The 17,808-nt window shown below is 48.0% G+C and carries 18 protein-coding genes; 11 read left to right on the forward strand and 7 right to left on the reverse strand.

Features of this window, described 5'->3' with window-relative positions; all coding sequences use genetic code 11:
* The first annotated feature begins 114 nt into the window (after positions 1-114).
* The 4 genes from yclJ to phrC all read left to right on the forward strand — a co-directional run bounded on the left by yclJ (position 115) and on the right by phrC (position 3,622).
* Positions 115-798 carry a two-component system response regulator YclJ gene (gene yclJ / locus G9F50_RS16440; RefSeq protein WP_060563078.1) on the forward strand — a complete coding sequence of 228 codons (684 nt, stop codon included), beginning with the start codon at positions 115-117 and terminating at the stop codon, positions 796-798.
* Complete coding sequence (gene yclK, locus G9F50_RS16445) at positions 785-2,218, forward strand: two-component system sensor histidine kinase YclK (protein WP_162262652.1); 1,434 nt, start codon at positions 785-787, stop codon at positions 2,216-2,218. Before yclJ ends, yclK begins: the two co-directional genes overlap by 14 nt.
* A gap of 152 nt (positions 2,219-2,370) precedes the next feature.
* On the forward strand, positions 2,371-3,519 hold the full coding sequence (locus G9F50_RS16450) for a Rap family tetratricopeptide repeat protein (protein ID WP_003156336.1): 1,149 nt from the start codon (positions 2,371-2,373) through the stop codon (positions 3,517-3,519).
* Positions 3,503-3,622: a phosphatase RapC inhibitor PhrC gene (phrC, locus tag G9F50_RS16455; protein WP_003156334.1), complete on the forward strand. Its 120-nt coding sequence runs from the start codon at positions 3,503-3,505 to the stop codon at positions 3,620-3,622. Before G9F50_RS16450 ends, phrC begins: the two co-directional genes overlap by 17 nt.
* 150 nt (positions 3,623-3,772) lie before the next feature.
* On the opposite strand, the gene G9F50_RS16460 is transcribed toward phrC, so the two are convergent.
* A complete protein-coding gene (locus G9F50_RS16460; protein WP_369878517.1) occupies positions 3,773-3,883 on the reverse strand; it encodes a YjcZ family sporulation protein in 111 nt (36 codons plus the stop codon).
* A 79-nt stretch (positions 3,884-3,962) separates the two neighbouring features.
* Positions 3,963-5,327, reverse strand: coding sequence for an aspartate kinase (locus tag G9F50_RS16465; protein ID WP_060563080.1), 1,365 nt, complete (start codon positions 5,325-5,327; stop codon positions 3,963-3,965).
* Positions 5,328-5,742: 415 nt separating this feature from the next.
* Here G9F50_RS16465 and G9F50_RS16470 point away from each other — a divergent pair, with 415 nt between their 5' ends.
* The 4 genes from G9F50_RS16470 to G9F50_RS16485 are packed head-to-tail and all read left to right on the forward strand — an operon-like array spanning position 5,743 to position 9,351.
* Positions 5,743-6,696 carry an ABC transporter permease gene (locus tag G9F50_RS16470; RefSeq protein ID WP_059366593.1) on the forward strand — a complete coding sequence of 318 codons (954 nt, stop codon included), beginning with the start codon at positions 5,743-5,745 and terminating at the stop codon, positions 6,694-6,696.
* Complete coding sequence (locus tag G9F50_RS16475) at positions 6,686-7,633, forward strand: iron chelate uptake ABC transporter family permease subunit (protein WP_007410274.1); 948 nt, start codon at positions 6,686-6,688, stop codon at positions 7,631-7,633. Before G9F50_RS16470 ends, G9F50_RS16475 begins: the two co-directional genes overlap by 11 nt.
* Positions 7,627-8,385 (forward strand): iron ABC transporter ATP-binding protein, encoded by a 759-nt coding sequence (locus G9F50_RS16480; protein WP_003156330.1) that lies wholly within the window; start codon positions 7,627-7,629, stop codon positions 8,383-8,385. Before G9F50_RS16475 ends, G9F50_RS16480 begins: the two co-directional genes overlap by 7 nt.
* Before the next feature lie 21 nt (positions 8,386-8,406).
* Positions 8,407-9,351, forward strand: a complete 945-nt coding sequence (locus G9F50_RS16485; RefSeq protein ID WP_025284230.1) for a siderophore ABC transporter substrate-binding protein — start codon at positions 8,407-8,409, stop codon at positions 9,349-9,351.
* Positions 9,352-9,392: 41 nt separating this feature from the next.
* Here G9F50_RS16485 and G9F50_RS16490 read toward each other — a convergent pair whose 3' ends face one another.
* The 4 genes from G9F50_RS16490 to G9F50_RS16505 form a co-directional block, all read right to left on the reverse strand.
* Entirely contained in the window at positions 9,393-10,817 is a 1,425-nt protein-coding gene (locus G9F50_RS16490) for an MDR family MFS transporter (RefSeq protein ID WP_025284231.1), read from the reverse strand.
* 17 nt (positions 10,818-10,834) lie between these two features.
* On the reverse strand, positions 10,835-11,710 hold the full coding sequence (locus G9F50_RS16495; RefSeq protein ID WP_060563081.1) for a TetR/AcrR family transcriptional regulator: 876 nt from the start codon (positions 11,708-11,710) through the stop codon (positions 10,835-10,837).
* A 160-nt stretch (positions 11,711-11,870) separates the two neighbouring features.
* On the reverse strand, positions 11,871-12,617 hold the full coding sequence (nfsA, locus tag G9F50_RS16500) for an oxygen-insensitive NADPH nitroreductase (RefSeq protein ID WP_060563082.1): 747 nt from the start codon (positions 12,615-12,617) through the stop codon (positions 11,871-11,873).
* A gap of 16 nt (positions 12,618-12,633) precedes the next feature.
* A complete protein-coding gene (locus tag G9F50_RS16505; RefSeq protein WP_003156323.1) occupies positions 12,634-12,921 on the reverse strand; it encodes a putative quinol monooxygenase in 288 nt (95 codons plus the stop codon).
* 141 nt (positions 12,922-13,062) lie between these two features.
* Here G9F50_RS16505 and G9F50_RS16510 point away from each other — a divergent pair, with 141 nt between their 5' ends.
* Entirely contained in the window at positions 13,063-13,377 is a 315-nt protein-coding gene (locus tag G9F50_RS16510; RefSeq protein ID WP_012116810.1) for an ArsR/SmtB family transcription factor, read from the forward strand.
* A gap of 27 nt (positions 13,378-13,404) precedes the next feature.
* Here G9F50_RS16510 and gabR read toward each other — a convergent pair whose 3' ends face one another.
* Positions 13,405-14,814, reverse strand: coding sequence for a MocR-like transcriptional regulator GabR (gabR, locus tag G9F50_RS16515; protein WP_060563083.1), 1,410 nt, complete (start codon positions 14,812-14,814; stop codon positions 13,405-13,407).
* Positions 14,815-14,921: 107 nt separating this feature from the next.
* On the opposite strand from gabR, the gene gabT reads away from it, so the two are divergent.
* Both gabT and gabD read left to right on the forward strand, forming a co-directional pair.
* Complete coding sequence (gene gabT, locus G9F50_RS16520; RefSeq protein ID WP_060563084.1) at positions 14,922-16,229, forward strand: 4-aminobutyrate--2-oxoglutarate transaminase; 1,308 nt, start codon at positions 14,922-14,924, stop codon at positions 16,227-16,229.
* Positions 16,230-16,334: 105 nt separating this feature from the next.
* The gene (gabD, locus tag G9F50_RS16525; RefSeq protein WP_007410282.1) at positions 16,335-17,723 is read left to right on the forward strand and encodes a succinate-semialdehyde dehydrogenase; all 1,389 of its coding nucleotides are present in this window, start codon (positions 16,335-16,337) and stop codon (positions 17,721-17,723) included.
* Positions 17,724-17,808: the final 85 nt, after the last annotated feature.

Here is a 17,808-nt window from a genome sequence, read left to right on the forward strand (position 1 = left end):
ATGAACAAACTATTTCCGGATGATGAAATAAAAACTAACAATTGTGAAACCCGAAAACACCCGGGTAAAATGGTGCTATTATAAGAAAAAGCGTGAAGATAAGCGGAGGAACCAATGAAGATATTAATGATAGAAGACAATATAAGCGTATGCACCATGACGGAAATGTTCTTTTTTAAAGAAGGATTTGAAGCCGAATTTGTCCATGACGGAGTGGAAGGCTATCAGCGTTTCACGGAAGAGGACTGGGATTTGGTCATTCTGGACATTATGCTTCCATCAATGGACGGAGTGACGATCTGCCGGAAAATAAGAGAGACGAGCAGTGTGCCGATTATTATGCTGACCGCAAAGGACACGGAGTCTGATCAGGTGATCGGGTTTGAAATGGGGGCGGACGACTATGTCACCAAGCCGTTCAGCCCGCTGACGCTAGTAGCGCGGATTAAAGCGGTGATCAGAAGATACCGGGCGACGGGGCAGGCCGTAAAAAGCGACGACTTGATCGAAACGGCGTGTTTTTCAATCAATAAGAAGACGCGGGAAGTGTTTCTGCACGGACAACCTGTCGAGAATCTGACGCCGAAGGAATTCGATCTGCTCTTTTATCTCGCACAAAACCCGCGCCAGGTCTTTTCGAGAGAGCAGCTGCTTGAGCAGGTGTGGGGGTATCAATTTTACGGCGATGAACGTACGGTTGATGTTCATATTAAACGGCTGCGCAAAAAACTGTCCAGTGACGAAAAACCGTTTTTATACACGGTGTGGGGGGTAGGATACAAATTTGATGAGGATTAAATACTTATATCAGCTGCTGTTAAGCCATGTCAGCATTTTGATTTTGGCCTTTTTCATCATCATTTCCCTGTTTTCGCATTTTGTGAAAGATTTTGCGTATCAAAATAAAGTGGATGAGCTGTCTTCTTACGCCCAGCAGATCACAAGTGAGCTGAACGGACGCGATCTTGATCTGCGCCGCCTGTATCCGTATCAGGACATGTTAAAAACGCGCGAGACCAGATTTATTATTTTTGATGAACATCAGCGGCCGTACTTTTTTCCTGACGATATGCCGCCGCGCGAGAAGCTGAAAAGTAAAGAGTGGCACATGCTGAAGCAAGGGAAAACCGTTCAGATCAGAGCGGAGATGAACCGTTTTAATACGGAAGGCTTGGAAGTGTCGCTTGTCGCAAAACCGCTTTTGATCAACAATCAATTTAAAGGCGCGGTGCTGCTCGTGTCTCCCGTCAGAGGGGTCGAACAGATGATCAGCCAGGTCAACCGCTATATGATTTACGCGATCATCAGCACCCTTATCATCACGATTCTGCTGAGCTGGCTTTTATCTAAATTTCACGTCAAGCGGATTCAGACATTGCGGGATGCGACCGGAAAAGTGGCGTCCGGTGATTACGATATTTCGCTCAAGAACAGCGGCGGCGATGAAATCGGCATGCTGGCGTCCGATTTCAACATCATGGCCAAAAATCTGAAGCAATCGAGAGAGCAGATTGACCGCCTGGAAAAACGGAGGCGCCAATTTATCGCCGATGTCTCCCATGAGCTGAGAACGCCTTTGACGACCATTAACGGACTTGTGGAGGGGCTTAACAGCAACACCATCCCGGAAAAAGATAAAGAGAAATGCTTCTCTCTGATCAGCGAAGAAACGAAGCGGATGCTCAGGCTCGTGAAAGAAAATCTGGATTATGAAAAAATCAGATCCCATCAAATCAAACTGGACAAGCTCAGTCTGCCGCTCATCGAGGTGTTTGAAATTATTAAAGAGCATCTCAATCAGCAGGCGGAGGAAAAACAAAATCAGCTGCGGATTCAGGTGGAGGACGGCGTCAAAGTGTTCGCCGATTATGACAGGCTGATCCAGATTCTCGTCAATATCACGAAAAACAGCATTCAATTTACGCAAAAGGGAGATATCACGCTGCGCGGATATGAAGGCTATAAAGAAACAGTGATTGAAATCGAAGACACCGGAATCGGCATCTCCAAAGAGGAAATTGAGCATATATGGGAGCGGTTTTATAAGGCGGACGTGTCCCGGACGAATACGGCATACGGCGAATACGGACTCGGCCTGTCCATCGTCAGGCAGCTCGTCGAAATGCACAAGGGCACGATAGATATTGACAGCGAAAAAGGAAAAGGCACGACCTTTACAATCCGCCTTCCGCTGAATACGAAACATGAATCATCTTGAAACCGGCAGTCCTGTCTGGCTGCCGGCTGTTTTATCTTCACTCGGAAAATTGCGCTCTGCCGAAACAAAGTTTGCGTGTTTTTCGGGATGGAAAGACACGGAAACGTGATAAAATAACTGGTAAACAGGTCTTGGATGGGGAGGGTGAAGGAATGAAGAGCGGGTTAATTCCTTCTTCAGCAGTCGGGCAGAAAATTAACGAGTGGTATCGATACATCAGAACATTCAGCGTGCCGGATGCGGAGATCTTGAAGGCCGAGATCAAACAAGAGCTTGACCGTATGGAGCCTGATTCAAACTTAGTGCTTTATTATTCCCTCATGGAATTTCGCCATCAGCTGATGCTGGACTACTTGGAGCCGCTGGAAAAACTGAAGATAGAAGACCAGCCGACCCTGTCGGAAATTCTTGATAACATTGATAACAGCCAGGCCGGCCTCAAAGGGCTTCTCGATTATTACGTCAACTTTTTCAAAGGCATGTTTGAATTTGATAAAAGAGAATTTATATCAGCGATTACGTATTATAAACAAGCTGAGAAAAAACTGGCCTTCGTATCGGACCACGTGGAACGGGCGGAGTTTTATTTTAAAGTGGCCGAAGCTTATTATCATATGAAACAAACGTATTTTTCTTTGATACATATAAAAAACGCTTATGAAATTTACGTAGAGCAGGACACATATAACGTCCGGATCATTCAATGCCATTTTGTATTCGGCGTCAATTTAATGGATGAAAGGCGCTTTGAACAGGCGGCCAAACATTTTCAGCACGCTCTGCAAATGGCCGAAAAAGAACAAAAAGCGCAGCTTGTCGGGAGGGCGCTGTATAACCTCGGACTGTGCTACTACAATCAGGACCGCATCGGCGAAGCGATTCCGTACTTTGAACGGGCGGTTGATACATTTGAATCACAAAGAATCGTCAATTCTCTTCCTCAAGCATATTTTCTAATCACACTCATTTACTTTAAACTCGGAAAAAAAGAAAAAGCGTCGGAATATCACAAGCGGGGATATGAATATGCTAAAGAAACAGACGATCCCGTTTACACGGTAAAATTCGAATGGCTGCAGGCTCTGTATCAGGCGAAACCGGATGAGGAAAAAATCAGCGCATGTTTCCGTTACCTGGAAGATAAAAATTTATACGCCGATATAGAGGATTTAGCACTAGAAGCAGCTAAATATTACTATGAACAAAATTGCTTTAAGATTTCTTCTGACTATTTTCTGAAAGTCGAAGAGGCAAGGAAACAAATACAAAGGAGTGAGGGTTTGTATGAAATTGAAATCTAAATGGTTTGTTATTTGTTTAGCAGCCGCCGCGATTTTTACAGTGACAGGTGCAGGCCAGACAGATCAGGCTGAATTCCATGTAGCTGAAAGAGGAATGACGTGAGAAGAAAATAACCTGAACAAAGGAAAAGACTGCCCGGGAATGTTCCCGGCAGTCTTTTTTTTTGCGCGGCCGGACTTGGACAGCGGCGGAAAACAAAAGAAAACGCCGCAGGTCAAAACCCGCAGCGTCCTCACATAGACGGAGTGATGCTTAGAAACCGCCAACGAAGGCAGTACCAACAATAATCAACAGGATAAATAAAACAACGATCAAAGCGAAAGAGCTGACTCCTGAATATCCTGACATGAGCTTCACCTCCATATTGTCTATACCATACAATATGTAAAAGAAGCTGCTTTGTAAGGGATATTAGTGGACAAGAGAAAAAAGAGGCGGTGTCCTATGAGAGTAAGACTCCGGCAAAAAACTCGTCATACAGCGCCCGCACCGCTTGTTTTTCCTGTTCTTCTTTCACCCCGAACATCATGCTGACTTCCGATGACCCCTGATTGATCATCTCGATGTTGACGCCGGCTTCGGACAGTGCTTTGGATGCCCTGGCGGTTGTGCCGACATTATGGCGCATCGCTTCCCCGACGACCATAATCAGCGCCAGATTGTGCCTGACTGTGACTTCATCTGCTTGAAGTTCCTGCTTCAGACGGGTGACGAGCCTGTGTTCCAGTTCTGAGTCCATCTGATCGTGCCGAAGGATGATCGTGATGTCGTCAATGCCGGATGGAACGTGTTCATACGTCAATCCTTCTTCCTCCAAAATGTGAAGGGCTTTGCGGCCGAAACCGATTTCCCGGTTCATTAAATATTTGCTTATGTAAATGCTGCAAAAGCCCGTGTCGCTTGCGATGCCGATGACTGGCCCGTTCGTATTGTCACGGCTGCTGACGACGCGCGTTCCTTTTGCATCCGGATTATTCGTATTCTTAATCTGAACGGGGATGCCGGCCCGAAATGCGGGAATCAGCGCTTCATCATGAAAAACGGAAAATCCGGCATAGGAGAGCTCACGCATTTCCCGATACGTCAGTTCGTTAATTTCTTTCGGGTGCCGCACGATCGACGGGTTGACGGAATAGACGGCGTCCACATCAGTAAAGTTTTCGTACAGGTCGGCTTTTAAGCCGCTGGCGAGAATGGAGCCGGTAATATCAGAACCGCTCCGGGAAAACGTCACAATCTCATGCTCCTTCGTGTAACCGAAAAATCCCGGAAAAATGATCAAGCCTTCACGGTTTCTCAGACGGTACAAATGATCATAAGATTCAGGGAGCACCTGCGCGCTTCCGGGTTCATTCGTCACAAACAGCCCCGCTTCTTTCGGACTTACGTATTCCGCTTTCACGCCCTGCCGTCGGAAGTAGGCTGCGATCAGCTTCGCGTTGTTGTCCTCGCCGCTCGCTTTCACCGCATCCATATACTGATCGGGATTGGCTTTGCTGCTGTTTAAAAGAGCGAATAGGTCACTGCGGATTCTTTCTATAATAGAGAAATCCAGGTTCAGCTCACGCGCGATGGCGGCGTATCGTTCAATGACCTGTTCGGCAAGCTCGGGCGCTGCACCTTTTTGCAAATAATGCTCCGCACAGCGGATTAACAGATCCGTCACCTTTGTATCGTCCGAGAAGCGTTTTCCCGGCGCCGATACGACGACGGCTTTCCGCGAGGGATCAGCCGTCACGATTTGAAACACTTTCTCAAGCTGGGCTCCTGACGCAAGAGAGCTGCCTCCGAATTTTACAACTTTCATGATTTACATCCCCTAATATTTAAATTTTCTCACAAATTTAATTTTTATTATCTCTCTTTCAAACATGTAAATCAAGGATTTTTTTCTATGTAGGGAGAACATTTGTATTTTCCTGGAGGAATTTTGCCGCTGTTTGTCAGATTTTTTTCCCTCAAGCGTGTCATCATGTGCAAAAAATGATAAGCAGCCAAATGAAGGTTATAGAAAATCCTGCAAATTCTTGATAGACTGATTGTAAGACAATTTAGTGTACGGCCCGCGGATGACCGCTTTTGAAAGCAAAACTGTATTGACTGCGCTTGGAAAGATGATAAGATTATAGTTGTCGTTGATAATGATAATCATTACGAGTGGGGATATATGGGAGTTGTTTGGCAATCAGTCATACCGTTTGTGATGGGTGCAGGGAGGCAGCATGAAGCTACGTTACTTACTTTTGCTACTGGCGGTTTTGGCGTGTACTTCTATATTTATCGGTGTAGAAGATTTGTCGCCGCTGGATATTTTTCATTTAAATAAAGAACAGGCGGGTACATTGTTTGACAGCCGGCTGCCGCGTTTGGTGAGCATTATCATCGCCGGCATGAGCCTGAGCATCTGCGGATTAATCATGCAGCAGATCAGCCGGAATAAATTTGTATCGCCGACGACTGCGGGAACGATGGATTGGGCAAGGCTCGGAATCTTGATTTCATTAATGCTTTTTACGTCAGCGAGTCCGCTTGTGAAAATGTCTATCGCTTTCGTTTTCGCGTTGGCGGGAAATTTCCTTTTCATGAAAATCCTCGAGAGAATCAAGTTCAATGATGCGATTTTTATTCCTCTCGTCGGTTTAATGCTTGGGAACATCGTCAGCTCAATCGCCACGTTTATCGCATATAAATATGACCTGATCCAAAACCTGTCGTCTTGGCTGCAGGGAGATTTCTCACTGGTCGTCAAAGGCCGGTATGAGCTTTTATATCTGAGTATCCCGCTTTTGATCATCGCTTATGTGTATGCGGATAAATTTACGGTGGCGGGAATGGGAGAGAGCTTTTCCGTCAATCTCGGCCTGAAATACAAACGCGTCGTCAATATCGGTCTGATTATCGTGTCGCTCATCGCTTCACTGGTGATCCTGACCGTCGGGATGCTGCCGTTTCTCGGTTTGATCATTCCCAATATGGTGTCGATTTACAAAGGGGACAACCTGAGGAGCAGCCTGCCTCACACCGCTCTGCTGGGCGCTGTTTTTGTGCTGTTTTGCGACATTTTGGGAAGGGTGATCATCTTTCCGTACGAAATTTCCATCGGCCTGATGGTCGGTGTTATCGGCAGCGGCATCTTCCTGTATATGCTGTTAAGGAGAAAAGCATATGAGTCATAATAAAAAAATTACGCTGCTGGCGGCGCTCGCCATGATATGTATCGGATTCTTCCTGTTCTACGGACTGGGCAATTGGGAATACTCCCTGCCGAGACGATGCTTCAAAGTGCTTGCCATGATGCTCACCGGAGGAGCGATCGCGTTTTCAACGGTCATCTTCCAGACGATTACAAATAACCGCATACTGACACCGGGCATTTTAGGCCTCGATTCCCTGTATATGCTCATTCAGACCGTCATCGTGTTCCTGTTCGGTTCAATGAATATCGTCATGATGAACAAAAATCTTAATTTCGTCATCTCCGTCGGGCTGATGGTGCTCTTGTCACTCGTTTTGTATCAGCTCATGTTTAAAGGCGAGGGGCGGAACGTGTTTTTCCTTCTGCTTGTCGGCGTCGTGTTCGGCACGCTGTTCAACAGTCTGTCATCCTTTATGCAGATGCTGATTGATCCGAATGAGTTCCAGGTTGTTCAGGACAAAATGTTTGCCAGTTTTAACAATATCAATACCGATCTTTTAGGGTTTGCCGGTGCTGTCTTTCTTCTGACGGGCATTTATGTCTGGCGGTTCACGCGGTTTTTTGACGTGCTGTCGCTCGGCAGGGAGCACGCCGTCAACCTGGGGATTGATTACGATAAGCTTGTGAAACAGATGCTCATTGTCGTCGCCATTCTTGTGTCTGTCTCTACGGCTCTTGTCGGGCCGATTATGTTTTTAGGACTGCTTGTCGTCAATCTGGCGAGAGAGTTTTTAAAAACCTACAGGCACACGTATTTAATCGCGGGTTCTGTCCTGATCAGCATCGTCGCGCTCGTCGGGGGCCAGTTCGTCGTGGAGAAAGTGTTCACGTTTTCCACGACGCTGAGCGTCATCATTAATTTTGCCGGCGGGATTTATTTTATCTATCTGCTGTTAAAGGAGAATAAATCATGGTAGAGGTCAAAAATGTAAGCAAACAATACGGAGGGAAAACCGTCCTTGAGAAAACGTCTCTATCCATTCAAAAGGGCAGGCTCACCTCATTTATCGGTCCGAACGGCGCGGGAAAAAGCACGCTGCTGTCTATCATGAGCCGGCTGATTAAGACGGATTCCGGGGAAATCACGGTCGACGGGCAAGAGATCGGGGCCTGTAAAAGCAACGATCTGGCAAAAAAAATCAGCATCCTGAAGCAGACGAACCAAATCAATATCAGGCTGACGATTAAAGACCTGGTCAGCTTCGGCAGATTTCCGTATTCCCAGGGGAAACTGACGGATGAAGATTGGGTGCATATCAACCAGGCACTCAGTTATATGAAGCTGGATGACTTAAAGGATAAATATCTCGATCAGCTCAGCGGAGGCCAGTGCCAGAGGGCGTTTATCGCGATGATCATCGCTCAGGATACGGACTATATTTTTCTCGATGAGCCGCTGAACAATTTAGATATGAAGCATTCCGTTGAAATGATGAAGCTGTTGAAGCGGCTTGTGGAAGACTTCGGAAAAACGGTCGTCGTAGTGATTCACGATATCAACTTCGCATCCGTATATTCAGACCATATCGTCGCACTGAAAAACGGCCGGATCGTCAAAGAAGGGCCTGCGGAGGAGATCATTGAAACCTCCGTGCTTGAAGATATTTATGATATGACCATCCCGATTCAAGAGATTGACAGTCAGCGGATCGGTGTGTACTTTTCTTAAAAACCAGATGAGGTGAAAGTCATGAAAAAATTCGCATTGCTATTCATTGCACTCGTTACGATTTTTGTTGTTTCTGCATGCGGAAACGGGGACAAAACATCAGGCAAATCAAAAGAAACAATCACAATCAAAGATGACCTGAACAAAGAAGGCGTCAAAGTGCCGAAGAATCCGAAAAAAGTCGTCGTATTCAACTTCGGAATGCTGGACACGATGGATGAACTCGGTTTACAGGATCATGTGGCGGGACTTCCGAAACAAAACCTTCCAAAATACTTATCTTCATATAAAAGTGATAAATACGCCAATACAGGCGGTTTAAAAGAACCGGATTTTGAAAAAGTCGCGGATATTGATCCGGATTTAATCATTATCGCCCACAGACAATCTGATTCTTTTAAAGAGTTCTCAAAAATCGCGCCGACGATTTATCTTGATGATGACTATACAAACTACGTTGACAGATTCAAGCACAACACCGAAGTGATCGGCAAAATCTTTAACAAAGAAAATGAAGTGAAAGATAAGCTTGCGAAAATTGACAAATCCATTGCGGATCTGAAGAAAAAGACAAGCAGCACGGATAAAAACGGGTTAGTGGTGATGGCGAACGACGGCAAAATCAGCGCGTTCGGATCTAAATCAAGATACGGCTTCATTCATGATGTGTTCGGCGTCAAACCGGCTGACAAAAACATCGAAGCCTCATTGCACGGACAAAGCATTTCCTATGAATATATCGCCAAAACAAACCCTGATTACATGTTTGTCGTTGACCGCGGAACAGCGATCGGCACAAAATCTTCAACAAAACAAGTGGTTGAAAATGATTATGTAAAATCGGTGAAAGCCGTGAAAAACAACCATGTTGTCTACCTTGATTCAGCTACATGGTATTTATCAGGAGGCGGCCTGGAATCCATGGCACAAATGGTGAAAGAAGTTAAAGACGGAATCGAGAAGTAAAAAAAGAACCCGGTCACATACGTGATCGGGTTCTTTTTGGTTTACCGCGTAACGGCCTGCTGCTGCTCGGGCTGACGCGGTTTTTTCTTCAATATAAAAGATAGGAGGAAGCCGGCCAGCGCGATGCAGGCGGCTACGACAAATGCCGCATTCATGCCGTGCAGGGCGGCGTTTGCCGGAGTTGTCGCATTTGCGTGCGCGGCCTGGCTGCTCATCACGGAAACTAGCAGCGCCGTACCGATAGAACCGCCGACTTGGCGGACGGTATTGTTCATGGCTGTGCCGTGCGGAATTAAGTGGCGCGGCAGGGCGTTGATTCCCGCTGTCGTCACCGGCATCATAATCATGGCTGTTCCCAAAAGCCGCGCGGTATAAACGACGACAATCCAAATGAGAGACGTCGAGTCCGTCAGATTCATAAACGGCAGGGACGTGAGCAGGATGATGAAGAATCCGGTCATCGCAAGGCCCTTTCCGCCGATTTTGTCAAACACCCGGCCGATAAACGGAGACATCATCCCCATCACAATCGCGCCCGGCAAAAGCATTAATCCGGTATCAAACGCGGATACGCCCCGGACTTTTTGCGTGTAAAGCGGGAGAATGGTTTCCGTTCCGATCAGCAGCGCGAAAACAAGCGTTCCGAGCAGGGTGGTCAGGCTGAAAATCCCGAAAGAAAACACGCGGAATTCCAGCATCGGTTTTTTGAGCTTCATCTGTCTTGCGATAAAGAAAATCAGCGCGACCGCTCCGACAAGCAGCGAAGTCAGCACTTCAGCACTGGTCCACCCTGATGAACCGGCGCTTGAGAAGCCGTAAAGCAGACCGCCGAATCCGAGGGTCGATAAGACCACGGATAAAATATCAATCTGTGTTTCTCGTAATGTCGTGACGTTTTTCATCAGAATAATCGCTAAAAGCAAATCGATGACTGCGATCGGGAAGATGATATAAAACAAAGACCGCCAAGAGAATGCTTCGACCGCCCATCCGGAAAGCGTCGGGCCGATCGCCGGCGCGAACGAAATAACTAAGCCGACCATACCCATGGCGCGGCCGCGCTTTTCCATCGGGAAAATCGTGAGAAATACCGTCTGCATGAGCGGCAGCATAATTCCGGCGCCGGCTGCCTGGATAATCCGGGCCGTTAACAATACCGGAAAATTCGGGGCGAATGCGCCGACAATGGTGCCCGCCGTGAAAATACTCATGGCGGAAATCAAGAGGGTGCGGCTCGTGAATTTCTCTATTAAAAACGCGGTAATCGGAATCAAAATCCCGTTCGTCAGCATAAACGATGTTGTCAGCCATTGCGCTTTGTTGGCGTCTATATTGAAGTCATTCATAATGTGCGGCAGCGCCGTGATAAGCAGTGTCTGGTTCAAAATGGCGACGAACGCTCCCGCCAAAAGAATCCCGACAATGACAGAGCGGTTGTATGGTGCAGTTTTAATACTCTTATTCAAGCTGATTCCTTCTTTCTTTATAGTTTGAGCAATGTTTTAACGGCTGCAAGCGGCTGGTGCAGCGGTCCGGCCTGCTCCAAATAACCGATGAGCGCTTTGATGAGAAAATCCCGCGGCTGTTTATCCGCTGATTCTTTCTCCAGCATATCCGCCGCGGAAGCGAGTCCTGCGGCGTCATATTTTTCCTCCGGAAGGGCTGAGACGGCTTCTTTCAGTTCCTTCAGGCTTTCAGCCAGCAATACGGTTTTGTCTTTCGGCTCAAATGAGGAAGCGGAGGCGATATAAAGGTCAATCATCTCCTGAGGCAAAGCGGTTTCGGTTGTCCTGTTTTCGACGATGAGATTGAGGTGGCGGATGATAAACTCCGTGAGCGGCTCCAGGGCGAGCGGTTCTTTTTCCAGCTTAATCAGCGTGATGCATTCTCTCAGGAGCCCCTGCAGGACGATCACCAGCTCCCATACATAAGGAATAATGTCATCGCCGTACGTCTGAATCAGTGAATCGCGATGCCAGCAGATAAAGGTGGAGCGGGCCCTGTGAATATGCCGTTTTACCCGCTCATTAATGGAAGAGGAGCTTCCGTACATCAGCATATTAAAAAACTGCTGATTGCGCCTGAAGCCTTCAAGCTCAGCCATCAGTTTTTTGGCAAACCGTTCCTCAGGGGAGAGGCTCGTTTCTTCATTCAATAATGAAGCGGCGGCTACCATCTGTTTCTGGTTAAAGTCCAGCAGCTCCAACAGCAGGTCTTCCTTTGATTCAAACAGCTTATATAAAGATGCTTTGGAGACTTTGCACTCCTCTGCGATCGCCTGCATCGAAACCGACGAAAAGCTTTTCCCGGAAAAAAGCTTTCTTGCCGCCAGCAGAATATCCGTTTTCTTATCATTCATAAGCCCAGATTCCTTCTTTCGTCACAATAGAAAACCCATCGGTTCACAGAAAACCAATGAGTATATGATGAAAATATTAACAAAAATTTTTACACAGTGTCAACGCTTTTGTTTGAGAAATAGAAAAAACCTGCCGGAGTGTTCCGGCAGGCTGATCCGCTTATTTATCCGTCTTAAACCCTTGTTTTTCAAGCATTTCACGAATGTGAGGATAGTAAAGCTGCTTATAGTAGGAGGTGATGCCTTGTGACCAGTTTCTCGTTTCCTGTCCGTCGGTGCGTTTTTTCATGTATTCGGACATCTGCTTGTCATAGGCCTCGATATGTGTTCTTAAATCTTCTTCTTGATACGTTTCATGATGCAGAACGGCTGCTTGCGGCAGACGCGGTTTTTTCGCGGAGCGGTCTGCCGGATGGCCGATGACGAGACCGGAAACCGGGAAAACGTATTTCGGAAGTTTCAGCAATTCAATGAGTTCGTCCGGCTTGCCGCGCACGGCGCCGATCGGCACAGTGCCGAGTCCCATTGACTCAGCCGCAGCCGTTGCCGTACCCAGCGCAATCCCGACATCTACGGCTCCGACCAAGACGGACTCTAAACCGTTCGTGATCTCAAGCGGTGTATCATTATACTCTTCAAGCGCAATTTTGGCGCGGTTAAAATCAGCGCAGAATAAAAGGAAAACCGGCGCTTGGTCAATCCACGGCTGGCCGCCCGCCAATTCGGATATTTTTTTCTTCCGCTCCTTATCTTTCACCGCAATAACGGTAAATTGCTGGCCGTTAATGGAAGTCGGCGCTGCCTGAGTTGCTTGGATGATAAGATCCAGCTGCTCATCCGATACGGGTTCATCTGTGTAGCTGCGGATGGAACGGTGGTCTGTTAATATTTGAAGGACTTCGTTCATGTCATTCATCCTTTCGTTACTCTGACAGTTCTGTGCGGACGACGTCAAGCGGCGCACTCAGCACTTCTTTTGCTTTTGCCACGAATCCTTGGAAATGGTCAGTTGCGTTGTGGAATTTCATCGCTTCTTCATCTTTCCATTGCTCAAGCATAACGAATGTATTTTCCTCACCGACTTTTTCGAAAAGGTCGTATTGCACATTTCCTTCTTCCGCGCGTGAATGCTGAACAAGTGATTGCGCTTCTCCTAAAAATTCCTCGCGTTTATCCGCTTTTACTTTCATGTAAGCCTGTAAGACGATCATTGTTATTCCTCCTGATTGGGTTTATTTGTTATAGTTCGAATATTATCGAACTAACTGTAACATGTTTCGCAGTGAATGGTAAAGGAAAAACCCTCACCGCCTAAATTGTCACCCGCCGCTTTTATGTGTTACATTTGACTCATGAACATTCCAAACCATCCTGAAACCGAACGCTTACAGCTGACAAAGGTTCTTCATGCTCTGAGTGATCCGCTCCGCTTAGAGCTGGTCAAACAATTGGCGGAAACAACAGAAAAAACGTGCGGAACCTGCGCTGATGTCCGGGTCGCTAAATCAACGCTGTCCCATCACTTCAAAGTGCTGCGGGAAGCGGGGATCGCCCAGGTGCGCATAGACGGGAAGCACCGTTATTATTCCCTGCGCAAAGATGATTTACAAGCGGCGTTTCCCGGCCTGCTGGAGGCGATTTTGCAGACAGAACCGGACCGCTGGTAAATAAGTCCCCGAATTCCGGGGGTTTTTTTATGCGCCGAAAACCGCCCGGTAAAGCCTGTAGACGCCTTCTTGAATATCGCTCTCCTTCAGGCGGGCGAACCCCAGAATGAGCTGCGGCTTATTTGAATCGCCTCCCGCTTTCAGACGGAACCGGCTCATCGCAAACAGATCCAGCTGTTCTGCATCCGCCCGTTCCAATATCTCTTTTTCTGAACGGGCGCAGTCAAACTCAGTGACAAAATGAAGCCCCGCATTGGCGCCCTTTACACTGATTCTTTCTCCGAATGTTTCTTCCAAAGCCGAAATGAGGCGTTCCCGCATGTTCTTATAATGCTGCTTCATCTTTTTAATATGTTTCTGATATTCACCTGATTCGATAAATTCTTTCAGCGCGAGCTGGGCAAGCGTGCTGCACGTATGCAGGTCATACGTTCTCTCTTTGAACGTCCGCAAAAGCCCGGGCGGCAGAACCATATAGCTGATGCGCAGACCTGGGAAAAGGGATTTTGAAAAGGTCCCCATGTAGATGACATTTTGAAACCGGTCAAGGCTTTGAAGCGCCGGTATCGTATCGGCGTCATATTTAAATTCACTGTCATAATCATCTTCAATGATGAAGCGGCCGTTCTGTTCGGCGGCCCAGTTTAAAAGCTGAATCCGCCGGGAAGCCGGCATGATCACGCCTGAGGGGAATTGATGGGAAGGCGTGGTGATCAATACAGAGGGCCGGCGTTTTTCGATTTCGTTCATGGACATGCCTTTTTCATCAAGGCTGATCGTCGCAACCTTTTTCCCGAGGTTTTGCAGCAGCCGGTACATCCTCATATATCCCGGGTTCTCCATGGCGTAGAGCGCGTCTTTTGGCAGCAGTTCCGTCAGCAGCTGCATCAGCATTTGCGTGCCCGCTCCGAGCACGATTTGTTCCGGGCGGCATGTAACGCCCCTTGTCAGGGAAATAAGCCGCGAAATTGTTTCACGGACTTCATATAAACCTTGCGGATGGACGAGTTCTCCGAGTGTATGAAATGAACGGGCGGCTGCTTTCTGCTCACAGCGGAACCAGCTTTTCAGGGGGAAATGCGCCGTATCCACGCTCATATGAGAAAACGAAATCCAGCCGCTTTTATCCGTCTCCCGCTCTTTCAAATTATCAGGCAATGAGAGCGAAGGCGTTTCTTCATGATAAACCGTATCAATTTCCTCCACGAAAAAACCTTTTCTTTCGACTGCATATAAATAACCTTCTGAAAGCAGCTGCTGATAAGCTGAATTCACTGAATTCACGCTGACCTTGAGTGTCTCGGCAAGCTCCCGTTTAGACGGCACCTTTGTATGAGGCATCAGGCTGCGCTTTAAAACGGCCGCTTTTATGTGCTGATAGATCTGCTGATAGATATAATCCGCCGTTTCCGAATGATCAATGGAAATCGTCAGCATCCAGACCCTGCCCCTTTCTGATACCATGGATAAATTGATTTTGGTACTTTTCATCATACCAAAAAGAAGTCAGAATGATAAGAAAACAATGCAGGGGGATGGAATCTATGAGTCGAACAGCATCATCGGAAGTGACAACTGCCCAGTGGCAGCAAAAACGGGATCAATTCGTTTCCAAGGGGGTCGGCAATGGAAACCGCAGCATGGCGGTAAAAGGGGAAGGGGCGCTTTTGTACGATTTGGACGGCAGACGATTCATTGATTTTGCCGGAGCGATCGGAACGCTGAATGTCGGCCATTCCCATCCGAAAGTGGTGGAGGCCGTGAAGAAACAGGCGGAGGATCTGATTCACCCGGGATTTAACGTCATGATGTATCCGTCTTATATTGAACTGGCCGAAAAACTTTGCGCCCTTGCGCCGGGAGATCATGCGAAAAAAGCGATTTTTCTCAATTCAGGGGCGGAAGCGGTGGAAAACGCCGTGAAAATCGCCAGAAAATATACGAAGCGCCAGGCTGTCGTGTCATTTACAAGAGGGTTCCACGGCCGCACGAACATGACGATGAGCATGACGAGCAAGGTGAAGCCTTATAAATTCGGTTTCGGCCCGTTTGCCTCAGAGGTGTATCAGGCGCCGTTTCCTTACTATTATCAAAAGCCGGCCGGCATGAGCGACGAGCAGTATGACGACTTTATCATCAGCGCTTTTGAGGATTTCTTTATCGCCGCAGTTGCACCGGAAACCGTCGCCTGTGTCGTCATGGAGCCGGTTCAGGGAGAAGGCGGCTTCATCATTCCGTCAAAACGTTTCGTCCAGCACGTCGCCGCTTTTTGTCAAAAACACGGCATCGTTTTTGTAGCGGATGAGATTCAGACCGGTTTTGCCAGAACGGGAACGTATTTTGCGATTGAACATTTCGGGACCGTTCCTGATTTGATCACCGTTTCCAAATCACTTGCGGCCGGATTGCCGCTCAGCGGCGTCATCGGCCGGGCGGAAATGCTTGATGCCGCCGCGCCGGGGGAACTCGGGGGCACATATGCGGGAAGCCCGCTCGGCTGTGCGGCTGCGCTTGCGGTCTTGGATATTATTGAAGAAGAAGGGCTGAATCAGCGTTCCGAGGAGATCGGCCGGATCATCGAGCATCAAGCGCTTGAGTGGAAAAAAGAGCATGCCTGTATCGGAGAAGTGCGCAGACTCGGCGCGATGGCGGCCATCGAAATTGTCAAAGATCCGGACACGCGGGAACCGGACAAAGCAAAAGCCGCGGCGATCGCCAAAACGGCGAACGAGAACGGACTGCTGCTGCTGACGGCCGGCATTAACGGCAACATTATCAGATTCCTGACGCCGCTTGTCGTGACGGATGAGCAGCTCAAAGAAGGCCTTTCCATTATCGAAGCAGCTCTGTGAGTTCAATTATTGGAATGCTTGCGGATGTGTCTGCTATCATGAAAGTGTGAGATACATCAACTAGCATTCAATGGCTTTACTATAGCAGAGAAAGGAATGTTCAATATGCCAGAACAATTAACAGTGTACAACCCGGCAACGGGAGAGGCGATCGAAAGCATCCCCCAGCAGACGGCCGAAGATGTTGAAAAAGCGATTGAACGTTCACATCAAGCGTTTCAATCATGGTCCAAAACATCAGCGGGAGAACGTGCCTCACTTTTGAGAAAATGGTATGAGCTGATTGTTGAAAATAAAGAAGAACTTGCGGAATTAATTACGAAAGAAAACGGCAAACCGTACGAAGAAGCGGTCGGAGAAGTTTTATACGGCGCCGGCTATATTGAATGGTTCGCCGAAGAAGCAAAACGGATTTACGGCAGAACAGTACCTGCGCCGACAACGGGCAAACGGATTGTCGTCACCCGTCAGGCGGTCGGCCCGGTAGCCGCGATCACGCCGTGGAATTTCCCGAATGCGATGATTACAAGAAAAGCCGCGCCCGCTTTGGCGGCAGGCTGTACGTTCATCATCAAACCGGCGGAGGATACGCCGCTTTCCGCTTACGCCCTTGCGCGTCTCGCATATGAAGCGGGAATTCCGAAGGACGTGCTGCAAGTGGTGATCGGTGACGGAGCCGAAATCGGAAACGTCTTCACCAGCAGCCCGAAAATCCGCAAAATTACCTTTACCGGCTCAACGCCTGTCGGCAAAATCCTGATGAAAAACAGCGCCGACACCGTAAAACATATGTCAATGGAGCTTGGCGGACATGCGCCGCTGATCGTGGATGAAGACGCTGATCTTGATCTGGCGGTAGCCCAAACAATGGCCTCTAAATTCAGAAATGCCGGCCAAACCTGCGTCTGTGCGAACCGGCTGATCGTACACGAATCCGTAAAAGACGAGTTTGCGAAAAAACTGAGTGAAGAAGCTGCGAAACTCAAAGTCGGAAACGGTCTTGAAAAAGGCGTAAACGTCGGCCCTGTCATCAACAAAAAAGGCTTCGATAAAATCGTCGGCCAAATTAATGACGCCGTGGAAAAAGGCGCAAAAGTGCTGACGGGCGGAACGTATGACCAAAACGATGAAAAAGGCTGCTATTTCGTGACACCGACCGTGCTGTCAAATGTAGATACATCCATGAACATCATGCATGAAGAAACATTCGGCCCGGTTGCGCCGATCGTTACGTTCTCAGATATTGATGAAGCGATCAAGCTTGCGAACGATACGCCGTTCGGGCTTGCGGCTTATTTCTTCACAGAAAACTACCGCCGCGGCATCTATATTTCTGAACAGCTTGAATACGGTATCATCGGCTGGAATGACGGCGGTCCGTCCGCGGTTCAAGCGCCGTTCGGAGGAATGAAAGAAAGCGGCATCGGCCGTGAAGGCGGTACGGAAGGCATTGAGCCGTACCTGGAAACCAAGTACATGTCTATCGGACTTTAATGAGCCGAAAAGAAAGCCCCGCTTCTAAGCGGGGCTGTTTTTATTGAGCAGTCTGCCGGTGAATATCGCCGGCAGGCTTTTTTGA

The sequence above is a fragment of the Bacillus sp. EKM206B genome (genome assembly GCF_011066015.1).
Classification (GTDB): Bacteria; Bacillota; Bacilli; order Bacillales; family Bacillaceae; genus Bacillus; species Bacillus velezensis.

Coding starts and splice junctions, on each gene's coding strand:
- yclJ (WP_060563078.1), top strand. CDS start 115: ATGAAGATATTAATGATAGAAGACAATATAAGCGTATGCACCATGACG.
- G9F50_RS16450 (WP_003156336.1), top strand. CDS start 2,371: ATGAAGAGCGGGTTAATTCCTTCTTCAGCAGTCGGGCAGAAAATTAAC.
- phrC (WP_003156334.1), top strand. CDS start 3,503: ATGAAATTGAAATCTAAATGGTTTGTTATTTGTTTAGCAGCCGCCGCG.
- G9F50_RS16460 (WP_369878517.1), bottom strand. CDS start 3,883: ATGGAGGTGAAGCTCATGTCAGGATATTCAGGAGTCAGCTCTTTCGCT.
- G9F50_RS16465 (WP_060563080.1), bottom strand. CDS start 5,327: ATGAAAGTTGTAAAATTCGGAGGCAGCTCTCTTGCGTCAGGAGCCCAG.
- G9F50_RS16470 (WP_059366593.1), top strand. CDS start 5,743: ATGAAGCTACGTTACTTACTTTTGCTACTGGCGGTTTTGGCGTGTACT.
- G9F50_RS16475 (WP_007410274.1), top strand. CDS start 6,686: ATGAGTCATAATAAAAAAATTACGCTGCTGGCGGCGCTCGCCATGATA.
- G9F50_RS16480 (WP_003156330.1), top strand. CDS start 7,627: ATGGTAGAGGTCAAAAATGTAAGCAAACAATACGGAGGGAAAACCGTC.
- G9F50_RS16485 (WP_025284230.1), top strand. CDS start 8,407: ATGAAAAAATTCGCATTGCTATTCATTGCACTCGTTACGATTTTTGTT.
- G9F50_RS16495 (WP_060563081.1), bottom strand. CDS start 11,710: ATGAATGATAAGAAAACGGATATTCTGCTGGCGGCAAGAAAGCTTTTT.
- nfsA (WP_060563082.1), bottom strand. CDS start 12,617: ATGAACGAAGTCCTTCAAATATTAACAGACCACCGTTCCATCCGCAGC.
- G9F50_RS16505 (WP_003156323.1), bottom strand. CDS start 12,921: ATGATCGTCTTACAGGCTTACATGAAAGTAAAAGCGGATAAACGCGAG.
- G9F50_RS16510 (WP_012116810.1), top strand. CDS start 13,063: ATGAACATTCCAAACCATCCTGAAACCGAACGCTTACAGCTGACAAAG.
- gabR (WP_060563083.1), bottom strand. CDS start 14,814: ATGCTGACGATTTCCATTGATCATTCGGAAACGGCGGATTATATCTAT.
- gabT (WP_060563084.1), top strand. CDS start 14,922: ATGAGTCGAACAGCATCATCGGAAGTGACAACTGCCCAGTGGCAGCAA.
- gabD (WP_007410282.1), top strand. CDS start 16,335: ATGCCAGAACAATTAACAGTGTACAACCCGGCAACGGGAGAGGCGATC.